The sequence below is a fragment of the Mycobacterium sp. 852002-30065_SCH5024008 genome (assembly GCF_001665645.1).
Classification (GTDB): Bacteria; Actinomycetota; Actinomycetes; order Mycobacteriales; family Mycobacteriaceae; genus Mycobacterium; species Mycobacterium paraffinicum.
Genome location: NZ_LZSZ01000181.1, coordinates 1 through 20,588, shown reverse-complemented (window position 1 = coordinate 20,588; position 20,588 = coordinate 1). Strand labels below are relative to the sequence as shown.

The 20,588-nt window shown below is 69.4% G+C and carries 16 protein-coding genes and 2 pseudogenes; 13 read left to right on the top strand and 5 right to left on the bottom strand.

All coding sequences use genetic code 11. The features are described 5' to 3' along the window. The first annotated feature begins 55 nt into the window (after window positions 1-55). Entirely contained in the window at window positions 56-1,504 is a 1,449-nt protein-coding gene (locus tag A5781_RS23390; protein ID WP_067212851.1) for an amino acid permease, read from the top strand. Here the strand turns inward: A5781_RS23390 and A5781_RS23385 are convergent. Then, complete coding sequence (locus A5781_RS23385) at window positions 1,501-2,061, bottom strand: NTP transferase domain-containing protein (RefSeq protein ID WP_067212698.1); 561 nt, start codon at window positions 2,059-2,061, stop codon at window positions 1,501-1,503. The two genes, A5781_RS23390 and A5781_RS23385, sit on opposite strands and share 4 nt — an antisense overlap. A gap of 70 nt (window positions 2,062-2,131) precedes the next feature. Here A5781_RS23385 and A5781_RS23380 point away from each other — a divergent pair, with 70 nt between their 5' ends. The 5 genes and pseudogenes from A5781_RS23380 to A5781_RS23360 all read left to right on the top strand — a co-directional run. Then, on the top strand, window positions 2,132-4,471 hold the full coding sequence (locus A5781_RS23380) for a xanthine dehydrogenase family protein molybdopterin-binding subunit (RefSeq protein WP_067212695.1): 2,340 nt from the start codon (window positions 2,132-2,134) through the stop codon (window positions 4,469-4,471). Further along, the gene (locus tag A5781_RS23375) at window positions 4,468-5,352 is read left to right on the top strand and encodes a xanthine dehydrogenase family protein subunit M (RefSeq protein WP_067212692.1); all 885 of its coding nucleotides are present in this window, start codon (window positions 4,468-4,470) and stop codon (window positions 5,350-5,352) included. Before A5781_RS23380 ends, A5781_RS23375 begins: the two co-directional genes overlap by 4 nt. Continuing rightward, entirely contained in the window at window positions 5,345-5,830 is a 486-nt protein-coding gene (locus A5781_RS23370; RefSeq protein ID WP_067212688.1) for a (2Fe-2S)-binding protein, read from the top strand. Before A5781_RS23375 ends, A5781_RS23370 begins: the two co-directional genes overlap by 8 nt. 149 nt (window positions 5,831-5,979) lie before the next feature. Beyond that, the gene (locus A5781_RS23365) at window positions 5,980-6,528 is read left to right on the top strand and encodes a hypothetical protein (RefSeq protein WP_369816367.1); all 549 of its coding nucleotides are present in this window, start codon (window positions 5,980-5,982) and stop codon (window positions 6,526-6,528) included. A gap of 195 nt (window positions 6,529-6,723) precedes the next feature. Beyond that, a pseudogene (locus A5781_RS23360) lies at window positions 6,724-7,913 on the top strand (carotenoid oxygenase family protein); the annotation flags it as partial. Between the two features lie 237 nt (window positions 7,914-8,150). On the opposite strand, the gene A5781_RS23355 reads toward A5781_RS23360, so the two are convergent. Beyond that, window positions 8,151-8,681 (bottom strand): DUF488 family protein, encoded by a 531-nt coding sequence (locus A5781_RS23355; RefSeq protein ID WP_067212681.1) that lies wholly within the window; start codon window positions 8,679-8,681, stop codon window positions 8,151-8,153. 47 nt (window positions 8,682-8,728) lie between these two features. On the opposite strand from A5781_RS23355, the pseudogene A5781_RS26615 reads away from it, so the two are divergent. The 7 genes and pseudogenes from A5781_RS26615 to A5781_RS23325 form a co-directional block, all read left to right on the top strand. After that, window positions 8,729-9,454: pseudogene (locus A5781_RS26615) on the top strand (BadF/BadG/BcrA/BcrD ATPase family protein); the annotation flags it as partial. A 96-nt stretch (window positions 9,455-9,550) separates the two neighbouring features. Then, window positions 9,551-10,456, top strand: a complete 906-nt coding sequence (murQ, locus tag A5781_RS26610; RefSeq protein ID WP_369817786.1) for an N-acetylmuramic acid 6-phosphate etherase — start codon at window positions 9,551-9,553, stop codon at window positions 10,454-10,456. A gap of 46 nt (window positions 10,457-10,502) precedes the next feature. After that, window positions 10,503-11,018, top strand: a complete 516-nt coding sequence (locus tag A5781_RS23345; protein WP_067212678.1) for a hypothetical protein — start codon at window positions 10,503-10,505, stop codon at window positions 11,016-11,018. Between the two features lie 55 nt (window positions 11,019-11,073). Next, window positions 11,074-12,789, top strand: a complete 1,716-nt coding sequence (locus A5781_RS23340) for an Hsp70 family protein (protein WP_067212671.1) — start codon at window positions 11,074-11,076, stop codon at window positions 12,787-12,789. A 184-nt stretch (window positions 12,790-12,973) separates the two neighbouring features. Beyond that, window positions 12,974-15,958 (top strand): (Fe-S)-binding protein, encoded by a 2,985-nt coding sequence (locus A5781_RS23335; RefSeq protein WP_067212668.1) that lies wholly within the window; start codon window positions 12,974-12,976, stop codon window positions 15,956-15,958. Window positions 15,959-15,990: 32 nt separating this feature from the next. Continuing rightward, window positions 15,991-17,280: a pyridoxal phosphate-dependent aminotransferase gene (locus A5781_RS23330; protein ID WP_067212665.1), complete on the top strand. Its 1,290-nt coding sequence runs from the start codon at window positions 15,991-15,993 to the stop codon at window positions 17,278-17,280. 26 nt (window positions 17,281-17,306) lie between these two features. Then, window positions 17,307-18,584, top strand: coding sequence for a YibE/F family protein (locus tag A5781_RS23325; RefSeq protein WP_067212661.1), 1,278 nt, complete (start codon window positions 17,307-17,309; stop codon window positions 18,582-18,584). On the opposite strand, the gene rfbA is transcribed toward A5781_RS23325, so the two are convergent. From rfbA to A5781_RS23310, 3 genes are all read right to left on the bottom strand, one after another. Beyond that, on the bottom strand, window positions 18,526-19,401 hold the full coding sequence (gene rfbA, locus A5781_RS23320) for a glucose-1-phosphate thymidylyltransferase RfbA (RefSeq protein WP_067212658.1): 876 nt from the start codon (window positions 19,399-19,401) through the stop codon (window positions 18,526-18,528). The two genes, A5781_RS23325 and rfbA, sit on opposite strands and share 59 nt — an antisense overlap. Window positions 19,402-19,423: 22 nt before the next feature. Then, window positions 19,424-19,798, bottom strand: coding sequence for a nuclear transport factor 2 family protein (locus A5781_RS23315; protein WP_067212654.1), 375 nt, complete (start codon window positions 19,796-19,798; stop codon window positions 19,424-19,426). A 35-nt stretch (window positions 19,799-19,833) separates the two neighbouring features. After that, window positions 19,834-20,588 (bottom strand): maleylpyruvate isomerase family mycothiol-dependent enzyme (locus tag A5781_RS23310; protein WP_067212650.1); only part of this gene is annotated, 755 nt, incomplete at its 5' end.

Below are 20,588 nucleotides of genomic sequence, written 5' to 3'. Positions count from 1 at the left end.
CGGCCCGCCGATGGGTTAACCTGAGCTTCCCTGGAGCCACCCCGGCAGGAGCTTGATGGCACCGCTAGACAGCGCCGCCGCGCGGCTCACCCGCGAAGACGCGGGCTACCACAAGGGGCTCACGAACCGCCAGGTACAGATGATCGGCCTGGGCGGGGCCATCGGAACGGGTCTTTTCCTCGGCGCCGGTGGAAGGCTCGCGTCGGCGGGGCCGGGCCTGTTCCTGGTGTACGGGATCTGCGGCATCTTCGTGTTCTTGATCCTGCGCGCCCTCGGCGAGCTCGTGCTGTACCGCCCGTCCTCCGGATCCTTCGTGTCCTATGCCCGGGAATTCTTCGGCGAGAAGGCCGCTTACGCCGCGGGCTGGCTGTACTTCGTCAACTGGGCGATGACCGGGATCGTGGACACCACCGCGATCGCGCACTACTGCCACTACTGGACGGCGTTTCAGGCCGTCCCGCAGTGGACGCTGGCGTTGATCGCATTGGTCATGGTGCTTGCGATGAACCTGATCTCGGTCAGGCTGTTCGGCGAGCTGGAATTCTGGGCCTCGCTGATCAAGGTGCTTGCGCTGGTGACGTTCCTGGTCGTTGGCGCCGTCTTCCTGGTCGGCCGCTTCAAGGTCGACGGTCACGACCCCGGCGTGGCGCTGTGGGACAGTCATGGCGGCCTCCTGCCGGCCGGCCTGCTGCCCCTGGTGCTCGTCACCTCGGGGGTGGTCTTCGCCTACGCCGCCGTCGAACTCGTCGGCATCGCGGCCGGCGAGACCGCGAACCCGCACAAGATCATGCCGCGCGCGATCAACTCGGTGGTATTTCGCATCGCCATCTTCTATATCGGGTCGACGGTCCTGCTGGCGCTGCTGCTGCCACACACCGCCTACCGGGACCACGTGAGCCCGTTCGTCACGTTCTTCTCGAAGGTCGGGTTCGGCGGGGCGGGCAGCGTGATGAACCTTGTCGTTCTCACCGCGGCGCTGTCCAGCCTGAATGCCGGGCTGTACTCCACCGGCCGCATCCTGCGGTCGATGGCGATCAACGGCAGCGGCCCGAAGTTCACCGCACCCATGACGAAGAACGGCGTGCCCTACGGCGGAATCCTGCTCACCGCCGTTGTCGGCCTCCTGGGCATCGTGCTCAACGCCCTCAAACCGAGCCAGGCGTTCGAAATCGTGCTCCACATCGCCGCCGTGGGGGTTGTGGTGGCCTGGGGGACCATCGTGGCGAGCCAGCTGCGGTTCTACCGGCTGTCCCGCGCCGGGACGCTGGAGCGGCCGCACTTCCGGATGCCGCTGGCGCCCTACAGCGGATACCTGACCCTGGCCTTCCTGGCCGGCGTGCTGGTCCTGATGTTGTTGGACAAGGTCCAAGGCCCGTGGTTGCTCGGCGCAATGGCCGTCGGGATCCCGGGGCTGATCGGCGGCTGGTACCTGGTCCGCCACCGGGTGCACGCCGCAGCCCAAGACGCCGCGCTGCCGGCCGCCGACCCATCCCCGGCGGCCTAAGGCTCGTCGATGTCCTGACCGCCGGCGAGGCTCGCGCAGTCGACGACCTCGACGTCGTGCCGGGTGCGCAGGTACGCCCCGGCGCCGCGATCACCGGAGATGTTCGACAGCACCTGAGGCCAGTGCCGGCGCGCGATCACCACCGGATGGCCCGGGCGATCACCGAACAGGGCGCGCGCCAGCCCGCTGGGGGACGCGATCGCGCGGCCGAGCACCCGCGCCACCACGGCGGAGCCGACGTCGGGGGTGTCGACAACGTGCAGCACGGCGTAATCCGCGCCCATCCGGCCGGCCCACTCCAGGCCGGTGCGCACCGAGGCGCTCAACCCGTCTTCCCACCGCGACGCGGTGACCGCGACAGCCCCGGCCGGGGCGGGGACCTGCGCGGCGCCCAGCACGACGACGACGTCGGCGCAGCCCCCGGCGCGCAGGGCGTCGACCGCGGTCTGCAGCCAGCCCTCGACCAGCACCTTCGGCTTGCCGTAGCGCCGCCCCGCGCCCGCGGCCAGCACGACTCCGACGCTGTGTGGTGGAGAGGTCGACTCCGGTAACCCCACTCTCCTATGATGACATTGCACTTCTCCCAAAGCGATAACTTCGCTATGCACCGGCATCGGATGGAGCGTCATGAGTCAGGACGTACAAGGGCAGGCCGTCACCCCGGCGCCCCGGTACGCCGGCACCCGCGTCCAACGGGTGGAGGACGGCCGGCTGCTGACCGGCCGCGGCAGCTTCGTCGACGACATCTCGCGGCCGGGCATGCTGCAGGCCTGCTTCGTGCGCAGCCCGTTCGCGCGGGCGCGCATCAACGGCATCGACGCCTCGGCCGCCCTCGCGCTCCCCGGCGTGCGCGCCGTGTTCACCGCCGACGACCTCAACCCGGACGTGAAAGAGGCGTGGCACGCCGTCGCCGGCAAGGACATGCCGGACACCCCGCGACCGCCGCTGGCCGAGGGTGAGGCCAAGTTCGTCGGCGACCCCGTCGCGCTCATCGTCGCCGAGAGCCGCTACATCGCCGAGGACGCGCTGGAACTCGTCGACGTGGACTACGAGCCGCTGCCCGCGGTCAGCGACTTCACCCGGGCCCAGGACTGCGATGTGCTGGTGCACGACGCCTACCCGAACAACGTCGCCGGCGGGATGGGCGGGGCCCCGCCGGACGAAGAGCTGTTCGCCAACGCGCCGTGCGTCGTCAAAGAGCACATCTATCAGCAGATCTACGCGCCGGTGCCGATCGAGACCCGCGGCCTGGTCGTCGAATGGACGGCCGCCACAGGAGAACTCACCATGTGGGCGTCCACCCAGACCCCACACGAACTGCGGGCGTTCTGCGCCCGGCTGTTGGGCGTTGCGGCGCAACGTGTTCGGGTCATCATGCGTGACACCGGCGGCGGCTTCGGCCAGAAGGTCGTCCCGATGCGCGAGGACATGTGCATCATGCTGGCCGCGCGCAAGGTGCCGGCGGCGCTGAAGTGGATCGAGGACCGGCGCGAGAACCTGATGTCGGCCGGGCAGGCCCGGCACGTCGACGGCACCGCGCGCATGGCTTTCGACGCCGAGGGCAACATCGCGGCCGCGGACATCGACTTCGTCCAGGACATCGGCGCCTACCCGACGCCGTATCCGGTGCTGACCACGGCCGCCATCGGGATGTTCTTCCCGGGCCCCTACCGGGTGCCCAAGGCCAGCTTCAACTACAAGACGGTGTTCTCCAACACCAGCGGCCTGGCCGCCTATCGCGGCCCGTGGCAGTACGAGACGCTGGCGCGCGAGATCCTGCTCGACATCGCCGCCCGCAAGATGAACATCGACCCGGTGGAGCTGCGCCGCCGAAACCTGTTGCGCCGCGACGAGATGCCGTACGCAAACCCCAACGGCATGCCGTACGACCACGTCGCCCCGATCGAAACCCTCGAGCAGGCGGTGAAAATCCTTGACCACGAAGGGTTTCGCAAAGAGCAAGCCGAGGCGCTGGCGCGGGGCCGCTATCTGGGCCTTGGCTTCTCGGCCTACATCGAGCCGACCGGCGCCGCTACCGGCCACCTGGCCACCGAAGGCGCCACCATCCGCATGGAGCCGACCGGCAAGATCAACGTGTACGTCAACGGCGGCTCGAGCGGGAACAGCATCGAGACCACCGTCGTCCAGTTGACCGCGGACGCGCTGGGCGCCGACATCGACGACGTGGCCACCATCCAGGGCGACACCGCGGTCACCCCCTACGGGGCCGGCACGCAGGGCAGCCGCAGCGCGCCGATGACCGCGGGGGCGGTCAGCGAGGCGGGCGCCATCCTGCGCGAGAAGATCGTGGCGCTGGCCGCGCACCACCTCAAGGTCGCGGAATCGGAAGTGGAGCTTGGGTTTTCGGTGGCCAGCGTCCGCGGTGACCCGGCCAAGTCGGTGTCGTTCGGCGAGCTGGCGTACGTGGCGTACTACTCGCCGCAGCAGCTGCCACCGGGAATGTCGGCCAACCTGGAGGCGACCGCCCGGTTCAACTCGACCAACCCCATCCACTGGTCCAACGCGACCCACGCCTGCACCTGTGAGGTGGACGTGGCGACCGGCAAGGTGACGCTGCTGCGCTACATCGTCAGCGAGGACGTCGGGCCGATGATCAACCCGTCGGTCGTCGAGGGCCAGATCGCCGGCGGAACGGTGCAAGGCATCGGCGGCGCCCTGATGGAGGACATGGTCTACGACGACGACGGCAACCCGCTGACAACGACTTTCGTCGACTACCTGCTGCCCACGGCCACCGAGGTGCCGCCGATCGAATTCGGTCACGTCGAGATTCCCGGGCCGGGGCCCGGCGGCTACAAGGGCGCCGGCGAGGGCGGGGCCATCGGCTCGGTGCCTGCGGTGATCAACGCCATCAACGACGCGCTCGCACCGCTGGGTGTGACGATCACCCGGCTGCCGGCCAGCCCGGCGTCGATCGCCGCCCAGCTGGAACGGGGGGAACGGTGAAACCGTCCGCGTTCGAATACCACCGCCCCGACACCGTCGACGACGCCGTGGGCCTGCTGGCCGAACTGGGCGACGACGCGAAAATCCTTGCCGGCGGCCAGAGCCTGGTGCCGATGCTGGCGATGCGGCTGGCCTACTTCGACCATCTGATCGACATCTCCCGGCTGCCCGAGCTGCAGGGCATCGAGCGCAGGGGCTCAGAACTGTGGATCGGCGCGGGCACCACCGAGGCCACCGTCGGCGCCGACGAGCAAGTGCGCCAAGCGGTTCCGCTGTTGACCCGGGTGACGCCGTTCGTCGGGCATTTTCAGATCCGCAACCGGGGCACCCTCGGCGGGTCGATTGCCCATGCCGACGCCGCCGGCGAATACCCAGCGGTCGCCCTGACCCTGGATGCGGTGATGGAGGTCCAGTCGCCACGCGGGCGCCGCGAGATCGCGGCGGCCGACTTCTTCGCCGGGGTGTGGGAGACCACCATGGATTCCGATGAGGTGCTGACCGGGGTGCGGTTCCCCGTGTGGGACGGCAGGTCCGGGTTCGCCGTCGAGGAATTCTCGCGGCGGCACGGCGATTTCGCGATCGCCGGCGCCCTGGTCGCCGTCCAGCTCGACGATCGCGACCGGGTGTCGCGCTGCGCGGTCGGGCTGCTGGGCATGGGGTCCACGGTCCGGCGCGCGACGGCGGCCGAGGTCGCCGCCGTGGGCAGGCCGGTCGGCGAGCTGGTCCCCGAGGAGATCGGCGAGGCCGCGATGAGCGGGCTCGACGACATTCCGAACGACCTGCAAGGGTCGGCGCCCTACCGGTTGAAGGTCGGCGCCACCATGGCCGCGCGCGCGTGGACACAAGCGATAGCCGAAGCCCTGGGGGCAAGCAATGCGTGAACACCCAATCGAGCTGTCCGTCAATGGAACTCCGATCACGGCCGGGGTGGAACCGCGGATGACGCTGGCGGACTTCCTACGCGACAAGTGCGGGCTGACCGGAACGCACCTGGGCTGCGAGCACGGGGCGTGCGGGGCGTGCACGGTGCTGCTGGACGGCGAGGCCGTGCGCTCGTGCCTGATGTTCGCGGTGCAGGCCGACGGGTCCGAGGTGACGACGGTCGAAGGCGTCGCCGCACCGGACGGCACCCTCTCGCCCGTGCAATCGGCGCTGCGGGAGTGCCACGGGCTGCAATGCGGCTTCTGCACGCCGGGTTTCGTGATGTCGCTGACCGCGCTGCTGCGCGACAACCCCGACCCCAGCGACCACGAGATCCGGGAAGGCCTGTCGGGCAACTTCTGCCGGTGCACCGGCTACCAGGGCATCGTCGCGGCCGCGCGCCGCGCCGCCGAGACGCAATCGGTCACGCAGCGGTAAAGCTTCACCATCGGGGCCGCATCGACAGGTGCGCGGTTACCGGGGTTTTCGTCACTTCACGCGTAATCTGATGTCCCGATATTGCTGATAATCGGGAGTTGCGCGTGCGGTTTTCCCAGAGGGCACGGTGGAGCCTTGCCGGTGGATCCCTGCTGATCGCGCCGGTGCTGATCAGTCCCGCGCTGATCGACGCCTGTTCGTCCACCATCGCGGGCCGGCCCGTCGCCGCGCCGGGCGCGGGTCCGGTCGAGCCCACGTTCCCCACCCCCAGGCCCAGCGTGTCGTCGCCGGCGCCCACCGCCAGCCCGGCCCCCGGCCTGCCGACGACGCCGGCCAACCCGACCGCACCGGCCGGCGCCATCCCGCTCCCGCCCGACCAGAACGGTTACGTGTTCATCGAAACCAAGTCGGGAACCACACGCTGCCAGATCAATAAGGCCACCGTCGGCTGCGAGGCGCCGTTCACCAATTCCCCCATGCAGGACGGCGAGCACGCCAACGGCGTCAGCGTGGACTCCGGCGGCAAGGTCCAGTGGGTGCTCGGAAACCTGGGCGCCATCCCGACCGTCCAGATCGATTACAAGACCTACAACGCCGCGGGCTGGACGATCAACGCCACCCCCGACGGCACCCGTTTCACCAACGACCGCACCGGGCACGGCATGTTCGTCAGCGTCGACAAGGTCAACACCTTCTAAAGGGACTGGGTCCGCAGCAGATTTTGGTCACGGCGTCCAGGTTGTCCGCAAGCACCCTCCGGCCGTCATCGACAGGCCCGCATCAGGTCCAGGCAGTCGCGCGTACGACGCAGAAAGCCAAACTTGACACGTGTCAAGTTTGGCGGCAGGATCATCGTCCATCCAGCGCAAACCGTTAGGTGTGGTGTACGTAGGAGGGCTCTCGGTGAGCCAGCACCCCCTGGTCACTTCGGCGTCTTTCCAATCGGCGCTAATACCAACGTAATCGGACATGCCGGCAAGACAATCGCGTTGATCGAAGGCGGGATCGCCAACTATGAACTCACCGACGAGTTAGACACCGTGGGCGTGTGCGACTTCGCGGGAACGCTCACCGGCGGGTACACAGCGCACCCCCATCGTGACCCGGAAACGGGTGAACTGCATGCAGTTTCCTACGACGTGTACCGCGGCAACAAGGTGCAGTATTCGGTGATCGATGTCGAGGGTCGTGCGCGACGCACCGTCGATATCACGGTCGGCGGCAGTCCGATGATGCACGACTTTTCCCTGACCGAACGTTATGTCGTGTTCTACGACCTGCCGGTCACCTTCGACACCGCGATAGGCGCCGCCGTGACGATGCCGCGCGGACTGCGCGCGGTTGCCCGACTGATGTTGTCGGCGGTGATCGGCCGGGTGGCGATCCCCGATCCGATTGCGGCGCGTCTGCCCACGGCCACCACGGACGGCGGATACCCTACTCGTGGAACCCGAATTACCCGGCGCGCGTGGGCGTGATGCCGCGCGAGGGTGGAGATGCCGATGTGCGTTGGTTCGACGTCGAACCCTGCTACGTTTTCCACCCGATGAACGCCTACGAAGAAGACGACACCATCGTGCTCGATGTGGTGCGAAATCCCAAGATGTTCGATCGCGATCGGACCGGCCCGAATGAAGGGCCGCCCACATTGGACCGCTGGATCATCGACCTGGACGACGGGCAGGTACGCGAATCCCGCTTTGATGATCGTGGCCAGGAGTTTCCGCGCATCGACGAGCGCCTGGCGGCAAAGCGGCATCGGTACGGCTACGCACCGACGGTGCTGGAGGGCATCGAAGGTGGCGACTGCTTGCTCAAGCACGATCTTGTGCGCGGCAACACTCAGTCACGTTCCCTAAGCCCGCAAAAAGCATTGGGCGAATTCGTGTTTCATCCTTCATCGCCCGACGCCGCCGAAGACGACGGTGTGCTCATGGGCTATGCCTATGACCGATCCGCGAATCGCAGCGAGCTAGCGATCCTCAACGCACAAACCCTTGAGGACGTTGCGACTATCAAGCTGCCGCACAGAGTACCGGCCGGATTCCATGGCAACTGGATACCGAGCACAACCAACGAATGAGCAACGCGATACACGCTATTTAGCGGTAACCCGAAGTTCATGTGACGTCGCTGAACAGAAGCGTCACGGTCCCGGCCCGCGGCACACGGACGGGACACCCGAACAAAGTCTCACAGGATGGGCGACACAGCCTGGCGCACCAAACGCCCAGGCATGTTCGTCAGCGTCGACAAGGTCAACACGTTCTGACGGCCGAAGTCCGGACCGGCGACCGCCGTGCCGGGTGGCCCGACCAACTCAGCCATCCCATACCAGGTGGCCGTCGGGGCGGCGGCGAGCACCGGCGGCGGGGCGGTGTGGGCTGAGGCGCCCGTCGGGCATGAGGTGGCGCACCGGCACCGCGCGACCGAGCTCTGCTACGTCGGCGATCAGCCGCCGGTGGCAGCGCCACCAGACGCTCTCGCTGCACATCACCGCGGTGGTGCGCCGGGCGGCGTCGGCCAGGACCTCGTCCAGCGCGGTGTCGAACTCCGGCGTCCGGGTGTATGCGGCGTACGCCCGGAATGCGGCCACCGTCCACCAGCTGTCCGGCTCCAGTTCTCCGGCCGCGACATGACGCCGCCCGCCCAGGCGAGGCTCCCACCGGTAGTCGATGCCGCGTTCGGGCAGCCAGCATTCCAGGGCCTCCCGCCGCACGTCCGGATTCGTCCGGCTGGCCGGGTATCGCCGCACATCCACCACCAGCGCAACTCCGGCGCCGGCGAGCAACTCCGCTAGCCGCTCACGGCCGGCTGTCCCGTGCCCCACGGTCAGCAACGCCGGCTCCACCAGACCAGTCTGCCCGCCAGTCGACACATAGCCCGCGCCGATAAAGGATGGGTGCGGTGATCCTCGCCGTCGACTTGGGTAAGACGTCGTGCCTGGCTTCGGCATGCGGCCGCAGGGCTGAGGGGCCGGGCGCGCCGGGGCTCGCGGCGCCCGGCGGCGTGCGGGCCGCGGAGGCGGCGATCCTGAACGTCGCACGCCAGCTCGGCGCGGTCGACGAGGCGATCGTGGGCGCCGCCGGGGCGCTGGCGGCGCCGGACGCGGCGCGTGCGCTGGGCGATGCGCTGCTGGCCTCGCTGCGGGCGGAGCGCGTCGCGGTGACCAGCGACGCCGTGATCGCGCATGCCGGCGCGCTGAACGGGGAGCCGGGCATCGTGCTGATCGCGGGCACCGGAGTCGTGGCGCTCGCGATCGACGCGGACGGCGCGCTGCGGACTGCCGACGGCTGGGGCCCGTGGCTGGGCGACGAGGGCGGCGGCGCGTGGATCGGCGCCGCCGGGCTGCGCGCGGCGCTGCGCGCGCACGACGGCCGCGGCCCGTCCACCACGCTGCTCGACGCCGCCCGCGCCCGCTTCGGCGCGCCGGAGACCTGGCCCGCGCAGCTCACCGATGCCGCCGGGCTCGCGTCCTTCGCACCCGACGTCCTCGCTGCGCAAGGCGACGCTGCCGCGCTGGCGATCGTCGGCGCGGCGGCTGAGGCGCTCGCCGCCACCGCTCGCGCGGCCGGGAATGGCCCGGTCGCGATGGTCGGCGGCCTGGCCGGGTGCAAAGCGCTGCGCGAGAAGCTCGACCTCGTCCCCACCGTCGGCGACCCGCTCGACGGGGCGCTGCGGCTGGGGGCGATCCACGAGCCCCACGTGATCCGCGTGCAGGTGACACCGAAAACCTCTGCCGCGCAAGGACTCGACGCGCTCGCCACCGAAGCCGAGCGTCCGGGCCTGCTCGACCTCGACGCGCGGCCCATCGGGGAGGTCGTCGCGCTGCTCGTCGCCGCCGAAGGCGAGGCGCATGCCGCGGTGGCGGCGGCGGTCCCGCGGATCGCGGCGGCGGCCGAGGCGATCGCCGCGCGGCTCGAGCACGGCGGCCGGCTGATCTACGCCGGCGCCGGAACTCCCGGGCGGCTTGGTGTGCTCGACGCGGCCGAGTGCGCGCCCACGTTCGACACCGACCTCGTGCGCGGTGTGATCGCCGGCGGGCCGGCGGCGCTGACCGGAGCGATCGAGGGCGCCGAAGACGCCTTTGAGCCAACCGATCTCGCCGACCTGACCGCCGCCGACGCGCTCGTCGGGATCACGGCGTCGGGCCGCACGCCGTACGTGCTCGGTGCGCTCGAGCACGCGCGTGCGGCGGGCGCGCTGACGGTCGCGATCGTCAACAACGCGGGCAGCGCGGCATCTGCCGATGTGGTGATCGAATTGCTCACCGGCCCTGAGGTTCTCGCCGGATCCACCCGGCTGACCGCGGGAACGGCGCAGAAGGTCGTACTCAACACGCTCTCGACGAGCGTGATGATCGCGCTCGGCAAGGCCTACGGACCGCGGATGGTCGACGTGCGCGCGACCAACGCGAAGCTGCGCCGCCGCGCGGTGCGCATCGTGCGCGACGCGGCCGGTGTCGACGAGGAAACCGCGGCCGGCGCGCTCGCCGCCGCGGGCGGTCATGCCAAGACCGCAATCGTCGCGTTGCTCGCCGGCGTCGACGCGGCCGAGGCCGCCGCCCGGCTCGACAGGGCGCGGGGACGCGTCCGGGACGCGCTCGACAAGGTCAACACGTTCTGAAGGCGCGCTCGGGAGGCTGGCAGGTGGTGTCAGTACCATCGGTGCCGTGGCACGCAACGGCCCACCCGACGACTTCCACGAACAGGCGACCCGGCATGCCGACTACGGCGTCGCTGAGCAGCCGACCACCGGCGAACCCCCGGCGAACCCGCCCGAGGGGTTCGAGCAGCCTGAAGCGTTCGACGACCTGGAGGCCGAACCCACTCCGTGGTATCGCAAGCCCCCGCTGCTCATCGCCTGGCTGGTGTTCGTCGCGATCTTGATCGCGCTGATCGTCTACGGCATCACCGAGCTGCTGCAGGGTGGACAAGGCACCAGCCCGTCCCCGAGCACCAGCCGCACGAGCACGACGACCACCACCACCACGACCGCGCCGACCACCACCACGACGCCGACCACCAGCAGCGCCGTCGAGGCGCCGGCACAGCAGCCGACGCAGCAGCCCACGCGCCAGCCGAGTCAGCAGGAACCAACGCATAAGCATCACCTGCCGCAGGTGCCCTCGGTGATCACGATTCCGGGGGTGCCCACGGCGATCACGGTCCCGCCCGGCCTGCGCTGACCCCGTCGGCCGCTATGGTGAGGACCACCGGGCGATCGGAAGTGGGGTGCGGGGCATGAGCGAGTCGCTCGGGCTGTCGATTGGGGCGGCCAACCTGGTGGCTGCCCGCGCGGGCAGGCCGCCGGTGGTCCGCAGCGCCGTATTGACGCTCTTCGAAGGCCGGCCGACCGAAGTTGGCCTGCCGGAGGAAAACCCGAACCTGACCGAAAACGGAATGGTGCTGCGCGGATTCGTCGAGCGCGTCGGCGACCGGTCCCCCCTGGTAGCTGCCGATGGGACGAAGTACCTCGGGGAGGTGCTGACGGTCGAGGCGATCGAGGCCATGGCGCGCACCGTCGGCTACGGCACCCCGATCACCATTGCCGTCCCCGCGTACTGGTCCGACGCCCAGTTCACCGCGCTGCGTGAGGAATTCTTCGCCCAGCCGGATCTCGCCCGCGGTGGTGTGGCGCCGGTGCTGGTGTCCGACGCCACCGCCGCGCTCGCGGCGCTGCGCGGCAGACCGGGATTCCCGTCCGCCGGCGTCGTCGCGCTGTGCGATTTCGGCGCCAGCGGCACCAGTGTCACCCTGATGGACGCCGGGTCCCACTTCACCCGCGTCGGCCCGACGGTGCGATCCGCCGATTTCTCCGGCGACGCGATCGATCAGCTCGTGCTCGGCCGCCTGCGGGCCTCCGACGACACCATGGCCGACCTGGGCAGCACCGTCCGGATGGGCTCGCAGAGCCGCCTGCTCGGTGAATGCCGGCGCGCCAAGGAGCAACTGTCGACCGCCGCGACGGCCTCCGTCGCGCTGGCTCCGGGTGCGAACGCGCAGCTGTCCCGAGCCGAGCTGGAGCAACTGATCTCCGAACCGCTGGACCGGTTCCTGGGCACCCTGGAAGAAGCGTTGCGCCGCAACGGAATTGCGAGGGGTAGGCTGGCCGCCGTGGCGGCGGTCGGCGGCGGCGCCGGCATCCCGCTGCTCGCAGCGCGGCTGTCGGAGCGTTTTCAGATGCCGGTGCACACCCCACCGCAGCCCGCGGTCAGCGCAGCCATCGGAGCGGCGGTGCTCGGTGAGCAGCAGACGTCGGCCGGCGTCCCGACCGCCGTGGGCGCCGTCGTGGAAACGCCGACCGAGATGGTCGGCACCGCCGGCATCGACATGACCCAGGCCGCGTCGGCCGCCCAGGCCACCGATGTGGACGGCGCCCTGGCCTGGTCCCAGGACGTCGACGGCGGCGACGAGCCGGTGCCCTACACTGGGCGCGACGCCACGGGCGAGTACTCCCGGGAGGCAACGGATTCGGGCTACGCGGACGGCGATCGCTACGCCGCGGAAGAGGGCCCGTTGCCCTGGTACAAACGCACCGCGCTGGTCCTGTTGGTGGCGGGGGCGGCGGCGGCGGTGCTGGTAGCCATCGTGCTGGCCCTGACCCTCGGCCGCCCCAAGTCCCACCCGGTCAACACCACCCCGCCGAACACGCCGGCTCCCCCGCAAACGTCGCAAACCGTGACCATCACCCAGCCGAATGGCAGCACCACCGAAACGGTCCTCCCGCCGCCACCGCCGTCGTCGCCGCCGTCGTCGTCCGAGCAGCCGCCGACCACCACGACAACCGAGCCGCCGACCACCACCACCACCACGACGCCGCCGCCGACCACCACGACGACGCCCCCGCCGCCGACGACCACCGCGCCGCCCACGACGTCGCAGGCGACCACCACGGCCGCACCCCCCACGACGACCCGGTTCCGGCCGCTCCTGCCGCCCTTCGTGCCGCGGGGCTGACGCGGCCGGTCGCGGCGATGAGGGTCACACCGGGCTCGCTAACAATGCAGGCCACGGACGCCGGCGGACTTTTAAGTTAGGGCAGCCTTTCTCGCGGCGAAAGCTGCGGAGATGTAACTATGAGCAGGGCTAAGCAGGCAAACAATTCGCAGGCTGATTCAAAGATGCATTGGGGAGACCTTCTGTGACCACGCAGATGCTGATCAGACTCATCGTGGGCATGGGCATGACGCTGGTCGTGGCCGCGCTCGCCGGACGACGGGTCCTGTGGCTGTTCAAGCTGATCACGTCGGGGAAGCCCGCTTCGGGGCATACCGACGAGCCCGGCAAGCGAATCTGGGCCGAGCTCTCCGAGGTCTTCGGGCAGCGCCGCCTGCTCAAATGGTCGATCCCCGGCCTGGCGCACTTCTTCACCATGTGGGGCTTCTTCATCCTGCTCACGGTCTACATCGAGGCCTACGGTCTGCTGTTCCAGGACAACTTCCACATCCCGATCATCGGGCGCTGGGACGCGCTGGGCTTCCTGCAGGACTTCTTTGCGACCGCCGTCTTCCTCGGCATCACCACGTTCGCCATCATTCGGCTCATGCGCAGCCCGCGCGAGATCGGCCGCTCGTCACGGTTCTACGGCTCACACACCGGCGGCGCGTGGCTGGTGTTGTTCATGATCTTCAACGTCATCTGGACCTACGTCCTGGTCCGCGGGTCGGCGGTCAACAACGGCACGCTGCCCTACGGCAACGGCGCCTTCCTGTCTCAGCTCTTCGGGGCGATCCTGCGCCCGCTCGGCCAGCCGGCCAACGAGATCATCGAGACCACGGCCCTGCTGCTGCACATCGCCGTCATGCTGGGCTTCCTCATCATCGTGCTGCACTCCAAGCACCTGCACATCTTCACGGCGCCGATCAACGTCATCTTCAAGCGGCTGCCCGACGGGCTGGGCCCGCTGCTGCCGATCGAGGCCGACGGCAAGCCGATCGACTTCGAAAACCCGCCCGACGACGCCGAGTTCGGCCGCGGCAAGATCGAGGACTTCAGCTGGAAGGCCATGCTGGACTTCGCCACCTGCACCGAATGCGGTCGCTGCCAGTCGCAGTGCCCGGCCTGGAACACCGGCAAGCCGCTGTCTCCCAAGCTCGTCATCATGGACCTGCGCGACCACTGGATGGCCAAGGCGCCCTACATCCTCGGGGATAAGGAATCGCCCGCCGAAAACACGCCGGAAGGCGGGATCGGCGAGGAACTGGCCGGCGAGAAGCACGCCGAGGCGCACCACGTCCCGGAGTCGGGCTTCGGCCGCGTCATGGGCTCCGGCCCGGAGCAGGCCACCCGCCCGCTGGTCGGCACCGCCGAACAGGGCGGCGTCATCGACCCCGACGTGCTGTGGTCCTGCGTGTCCTGCGGCGCGTGCGTCGAGCAGTGCCCGGTGGACATCGAGCACGTCGACCACATCATCGACATGCGCCGCTACCAGGTGATGATGGAATCGGAGTTCCCCTCGGAACTGTCGGTGCTGTTCAAGAACCTGGAAACCAAGTCCAACCCGTGGGGCCAGAACGCGTCCGACCGGACCAACTGGATCGACGAGGTGGACTTCGACGTTCCCGTCTACGGCGAGGACGTGGACAGCTTCGAGGGCTTCGAGTACCTGTTCTGGGTCGGCTGCGCCGGCGCCTACGACGACAAGGCCAAGAAGACCACCAAGGCCGTCGCGGAACTGCTGGCCATCGCCGGGGTGAAGTACCTGGTGCTGGGCACCGGCGAAACCTGCAACGGCGACTCCGCGCGCCGCTCGGGCAACGAGTTCCTCTTCCAGCAGCTGGCCGCCCAGGCCGTCGAGACCCTGGACGGGGTGTTCGAGGGCGTGGAGACCGTCGACCGCAAGATCGTCGTCACCTGCCCGCACTGCTTCAACACTCTGGGCCGCGAATACCGGCAGCTGGGCTCGAACTACTCGGTGCTGCACCACACGCAGCTGCTGAACCGGCTGATCCGCGACAACAAGCTGGTGCCGGTGACCCCTGTTTCGCAGGACATCACCTACCACGACCCCTGCTACCTGGGACGGCACAACAAGGTCTACGAGGCGCCGCGCGAGCTGATCGGGGCCGCGGGGGCAACGCTCACCGAGATGCCGCGGCACGCCGAGCGCAGCTTCTGCTGCGGCGCGGGCGGCGCGCGGATGTGGATGGAAGAGCACATCGGCAAGCGGATCAACCACGAACGCGTCGACGAGGCACTGGCCACCGGGGCATCCACCATCGCGACCGCCTGCCCGTTCTGTCGGGTGATGGTCACAGACGGCGTCAACGACCGGCAGGAAGAGGCCGGCCGCAGCGGGGTCGAGGTGCTCGACGTCGCCCAGGTGCTGCTCGGGTCCCTCGAGTACGACAAGGCGACGCTGCCGGAAAAGGGCACGGCCGCCAAGGAGGCGGAGAAGCGGGCGGCTCAGGCACCCAAGGCCACCGCCACCGTCGAGGCACCGGCCAAGGAGACCGAGGAGGCGCCCGCCGAGGCCGCCCCCAAGTCCGAGGCCGCGCCCGCGGCGCCCGTCAAGGGGCTGGGCATCGCCGGCGGCGCCAAGAAGCCCGGTAAGAAGGCCGCCGAGCCCGCCGCTGACGGCAAGGCCGAGGCCTCCGCGTCCGCAGCGCCCGCCGCGCCCGCCAAGGGGCTGGGCATCGCCGGCGGCGCCAAGAAGCCCGGCGCCAAGAAGGCAGCGCCGGCCCAGGCCGAAGCCAAGACGGAGGCGCCTGCGGAGTCTCCCGCGGCGCCTGCCGCCCCGGCCAAGGGATTGGGCATCGCCGCCGGGGCCAAGCGACCCGGCGCCAAGAAGGCCGCGCCGGCCGCCGAGGCGCCCAAGGCGGAGGCCGCGCCGAAGGCCGAAACCCCCGCCGACGAAGGCAAGGCCCAGGACGAGCCCGGCGACAAGGCGCCCGCGGCGCCGGTCAAGGGCGTGGGCATCGCGGCCGGGGCGAAACGACCCGGCGCCAAGAAGGCCGCGCCGGCCGCCGAGGCACCCAAGGCCGAGGCCCAGCCCGAAGAAGCCGAGCCCGAGCCAGCGCCGAAAGCGGAGCCGGCAAAGGAGACCGACAGCGCCGACGCACCGTCCGGCCCGCCGGTGAAGGGGCTGGGTATAGCGCGTGGGGCGCGTCCGCCGGGCAAACGCTGACCTGGGATTTTGCGGCTTGACAGCAAATTTCGGTGGACACAAGTGGCACCATTGATGACGTGACCACTCACCAGCTGCCCCTGAACGCGTCCGCTCACCACCGGCAGCGTGTCTTCGCGCAGTCGTCCAAGCTTCAGGGCGTTCTGTACGAGATCCGCGGCCCGGTGCACCAGCATGCCGCGCGGCTGGAGGCCGAAGGGCATCGCATCCTCAAGCTCAACATCGGCAACCCGGCGCCGTTCGGCTTCGAGGCGCCCGACGTGATCATGCGCGACATGATCCAGGCGCTGCCGTACGCGCAGGGCTACTCCGACTCGCAGGGCATCCTGCCCGCGCGCCGGGCGGTGGTCACCCGCTACGAGTTGGTCGAGGGCTTCCCCCGCTTCGACGTCGACGACGTCTACCTGGGCAACGGGTGCTCCGAGCTGATCACGATGACGCTGCAGGCCCTGCTCGACAACGGCGACGAGGTGTTGATCCCGTCGCCGGACTACCCGCTGTGGACGGCGTCGACGTCGCTGGCCGGCGGCACGCCCGTGCACTACCTGTGCGACGAGACGCAGGCGTGGCAGCCCGACATCGCCGACCTGGAGTCCAAGATCACCGAGCGCACCAAGGCGCTGGTCATCATCAACCCCAACAACCCGACCGGCGCGGTCTACAGCCGCGAGGTGCTCACCCAGATGGTGGAACTGGCGCGCAAGCACGAACTGCTGCTGCTCGCCGACGAGATCTACGACAAGATCCTCTACGACGACGCCAAGCACATCAACGTGGCCTCGCTGGCCCACGACATGTTGTGCCTCACGTTCAACGGGCTGTCCAAGGCCTACCGGGTTGCCGGCTACCGCGCGGGCTGGCTGGCGATCACCGGCCCCAAGGACCACGCCGAGAGCTTCATCGAGGGCATCAACCTGCTGGCCAACATGCGGCTATGCCCCAACGTCCCGGCCCAGCACGGGATCCAGGTGGCCCTCGGTGGCCACCAGAGCATCGAAGACCTGGTGCTGCCCGGCGGGCGGCTGCTCGAACAGCGCGACGTCGCCTGGGAGAAACTCAACGAGATTCCCGGGGTGTCCTGCGTCAAACCCGAGGGCGCGCTGTACGCCTTCCCCCGGCTGGACCCCGAGGTCTACGACATCACCGACGACGAACAGCTCGTCCTCGACCTGCTGCTGCAGGAGAAGATCCTGGTCACCCAGGGCACCGGATTCAATTGGCCGGCACCGGATCACCTGCGCATCGTGACGCTGCCGTGGGCCCGCGACCTGGCCGCGGCGATCGAGCGGCTGGGCAACTTCCTGGTCGGCTATCGCCAGTAAGCATCTTCGCAGCCGGCGCCTCTACGGTGGACCGGGTGACGCACTCGCACTCGCATTCACACAGCCTGTCCGGACCCGCCCCGGTTGAGTCGCTGCCCGCCAGGATCGTCGTCGGGCTGTTGGTGGCGATCGGGGTGGCGGTCCTGGGTGGCGCCATCGCGCTGTGGCCCAGCCGGCAGCACGTCGCCATCCCCATGCCCTTCCAGAACGCGGCCGGCGGCGCCGTGAGCACGCAGGCCGGGCACGTGCTGTCCAGCGGCGTGGGTGACTGCGGCAGCCCGTCGGTCAGCCAGGTGCTCACCACCTCGCCGCAGCCGGCGCCGCCGGGCGCGGGGCGGTGCGTGCTGACCCAGGTGGCCATCGATTCCGGGCCCAACGCGGGCGCCAACACGTTGCTGGAGTCCTCCCCCGGCCCGGGCCAGCCGAAATTCGCGGTGGGAGATCACATTCGGCTCGTCCGACAGGTCGACGATCAAGGCGCCACCAGCTACGCGTTCTACGACTTCGAACGCGGCTGGTCGTTGGTCGCGCTGGCCGTCGCGTTCGCGGTGGTGATCGTCGCCGTGGCGCGGTGGCGGGGACTGCTGGCGCTGGTGGGCATCGGGGTCGCGTTCGTGGTCCTGGTGGCGTTCTTGCTGCCTGCGTTGCGCGACGGCGCGCCCGCGGTTCCGGTGGCCCTGGTGGCCGCGGCGGCCATCCTCTACGCCGTCATCTATCTGGCGCACGGCGTGAGTCTGCGGACCAGCGCCGCGCTGCTGGGCACCCTGACTTCGCTGCTGCTGGCTGCGGGATTGTCCTGGGCAGCAATACAATTAGCCCATCTGACCGGGTTGTCGGATGACCAGAACGCCACCGTCAGCGCGTACCTGGGCAACGTGTCGATCAGCGGTCTGCTGCTCGCCGGCTTCATCATCGGGTCGCTCGGCGTGCTCAACGATGTGACGGTGACGCAGGCGTCGACGGTGTTCGAGCTCGCCCACCTCGGTGGCTCGCGGCGCGCGATCTTCCTGGGCGCCATCCGAGTTGGACGCGACCACATCGCCAGCACGGTGTACACGCTGGTGCTGGCCTACGCCGGCAGCTCGCTGCCGCTACTGCTGCTGTTCAGCGTGGCCAACCGCTCGTTGACCGACGTGCTGACCAGCGAGAGTGTGGCCATCGAGATCGCGCGGTCGGCGGTGGGCGGCATCGCGCTGGCGCTGTCGGTGCCGCTGACGACGGCGATCGCCGCGGCGCTGGCAAAGCCTAGTGAAATCGGCTCCGCTCCAACAGATCCAGCAGATAGCCGCCGTACCCGGACTTGAGCAGGGTGCGGGCGCGCTCGGCCAACTGCTCGTCGGTGATCCAGCCCTGCTGCCATGCCACTTCCTCGGGAACGCTGACCTTCAGGCCCTGCCGTCGTTCCAGCGTGCGCACGAAGTCGCTGGCGTCCAGCAGGGAGTCGAACGTGCCGGTGTCCAGCCACGCCGTTCCGCGGGCCATCACCTCGACCGAGAGCTGCCCTCGGTTGAGATAGATCTGGTTGACCTCGGTGATCTCGTATTCACCGCGCGCCGATTTCTTCAGGCCCTTGGCGATCTCGATCACGTCGTTGTCGTAGAAGTACAAGCCCGGCACCGCGTAATTGGACTTCGGTGTCTTGGGTTTCTCCTCCAGCGACAGTGCCGTGCCGTCGTCACTGAACTCGACGACGCCGTACTCCGACGGGTTGGCCACCCAGTAGGCGAAAACCGCTCCGCCGCTGATGTTTTGGAAGCGGCTCAGGCTGGTGCCCAGCCCCGGGCCGTAGAAGATGTTGTCGCCCAGCACCAACGACACCGAGTCGTTGCCGATGTGGTCGGCGCCCAGGACAAAGGCCTGGGCCAGACCGTCGGGACTCTGCTGCGTCACGTAGCTGATGTTGATCCCGAATTGCGAGCCGTCACCCAGGAGCCGCTGAAAGCCCGCCGCGTCGTGCGGGGTGGTGATCACCAGAATGTCCTGGATCCCCGCCATCATCAGGGTGGACAGCGGGTAGTAGACCATCGGTTTGTCGTACACCGGAAGCAACTGCTTGCTGATGCCCACGGTGATCGGATGCAGGCGTGTGCCCGAGCCGCCGGCCAAGATGATCCCGCGCATGAGTGGCTCCCCTATTCCACGCTTAGTTGACGAGGTCGTTCTCGGTGAGTTCGGTCGCCGCCAGCGCCGATGCCAGGTCGTCGTGCCGGAACACGGACGTGACGTGGTCGTGGACCACGCGGAATGCCGACGCGGCGGTTGTCACGGCCCCGGGATTGTCCGGGGCGCTGACCTTCTGTTCGACGACGACGACCCCGTTGTGCACGTACATCCGGCCGAGTTCGGCCGTCGCGTGGCGGGAGGCGGCCCACCCGCGCAGCGCCTCGTGCCCCTGCGCGGCCCCGTGCGCGTCGCCGATCTCGATGTCGTCGCTGGACAACGCGACCAGCGTTTCCAGGTCGGCGGCATTGAGCGCGTCGTGCCATGCCAGGACGGTGGCGATCTCCGAAGTGGTCATGTGTTGCAAGTTACCGTGTGTGCCCGCCGCCGTGGCTAGAGCGGGGTGCGGTCCAGCCAGTTCTGCCACACCGCCTCGTCGCCGAACAACTGAATGCCCGTGTCGGCGAGCGGCACCCGGCGCAGGATGGCCAGCAGCAGCTCGGTCGCGCCGCCCCGCAACGCCGCGGTGCCCTTGCCGTGCTCGTGCGACCAGGTGATCCGGCCCTCGTCGACACCGATGGTCCACTCGCCGGCTTCGCCGAGCCCGGGGTCGGTGGCATGCAGGTGCAGGGTGTTTCCGCCCTCGAGCGGGAGCGCCGCCCCGTCGCCGCCGGCCTGGATCGCGACGCGCTCGAGCCATTCGGTGATCGCGTCGGCGGCGATGTCCGTATCCAGCGTGAAATCGGCGCCCAGCGCGATGGCCGCGTCGGCCCGATGCACCGCCACCTCGTTCAGGCGGCGGCGGATCCACCAGTTCGCCGGGCGGGAGCCGAGAAAGGTCCACACCGGCGTTTCCACCCCCGTCAGCTCGACGGCGTCGACCAGCCGCTGCGCGCCGCCGTGCAGCCAGGAGATCGCGTCGGCCGGATCGGGTGGCGGCTTGCCGCCCTCGACGGATCGGGGGTCGAGGAACTCCTCGAGCCGGTCGCGCACGATCTGCGCCGCCCAGCGGTCGCCCCGGCCCACGTGGCGCAGGAGCTGGCCCAGGTTCCACCCCGGGCAGGTCGGCACGGGCCTGGACTGGTCGGCATCGCGGAAAAGCTCCGAAAACGCGCGGTTCTCTTCCAGGAATGCACCGGCATAGTCCA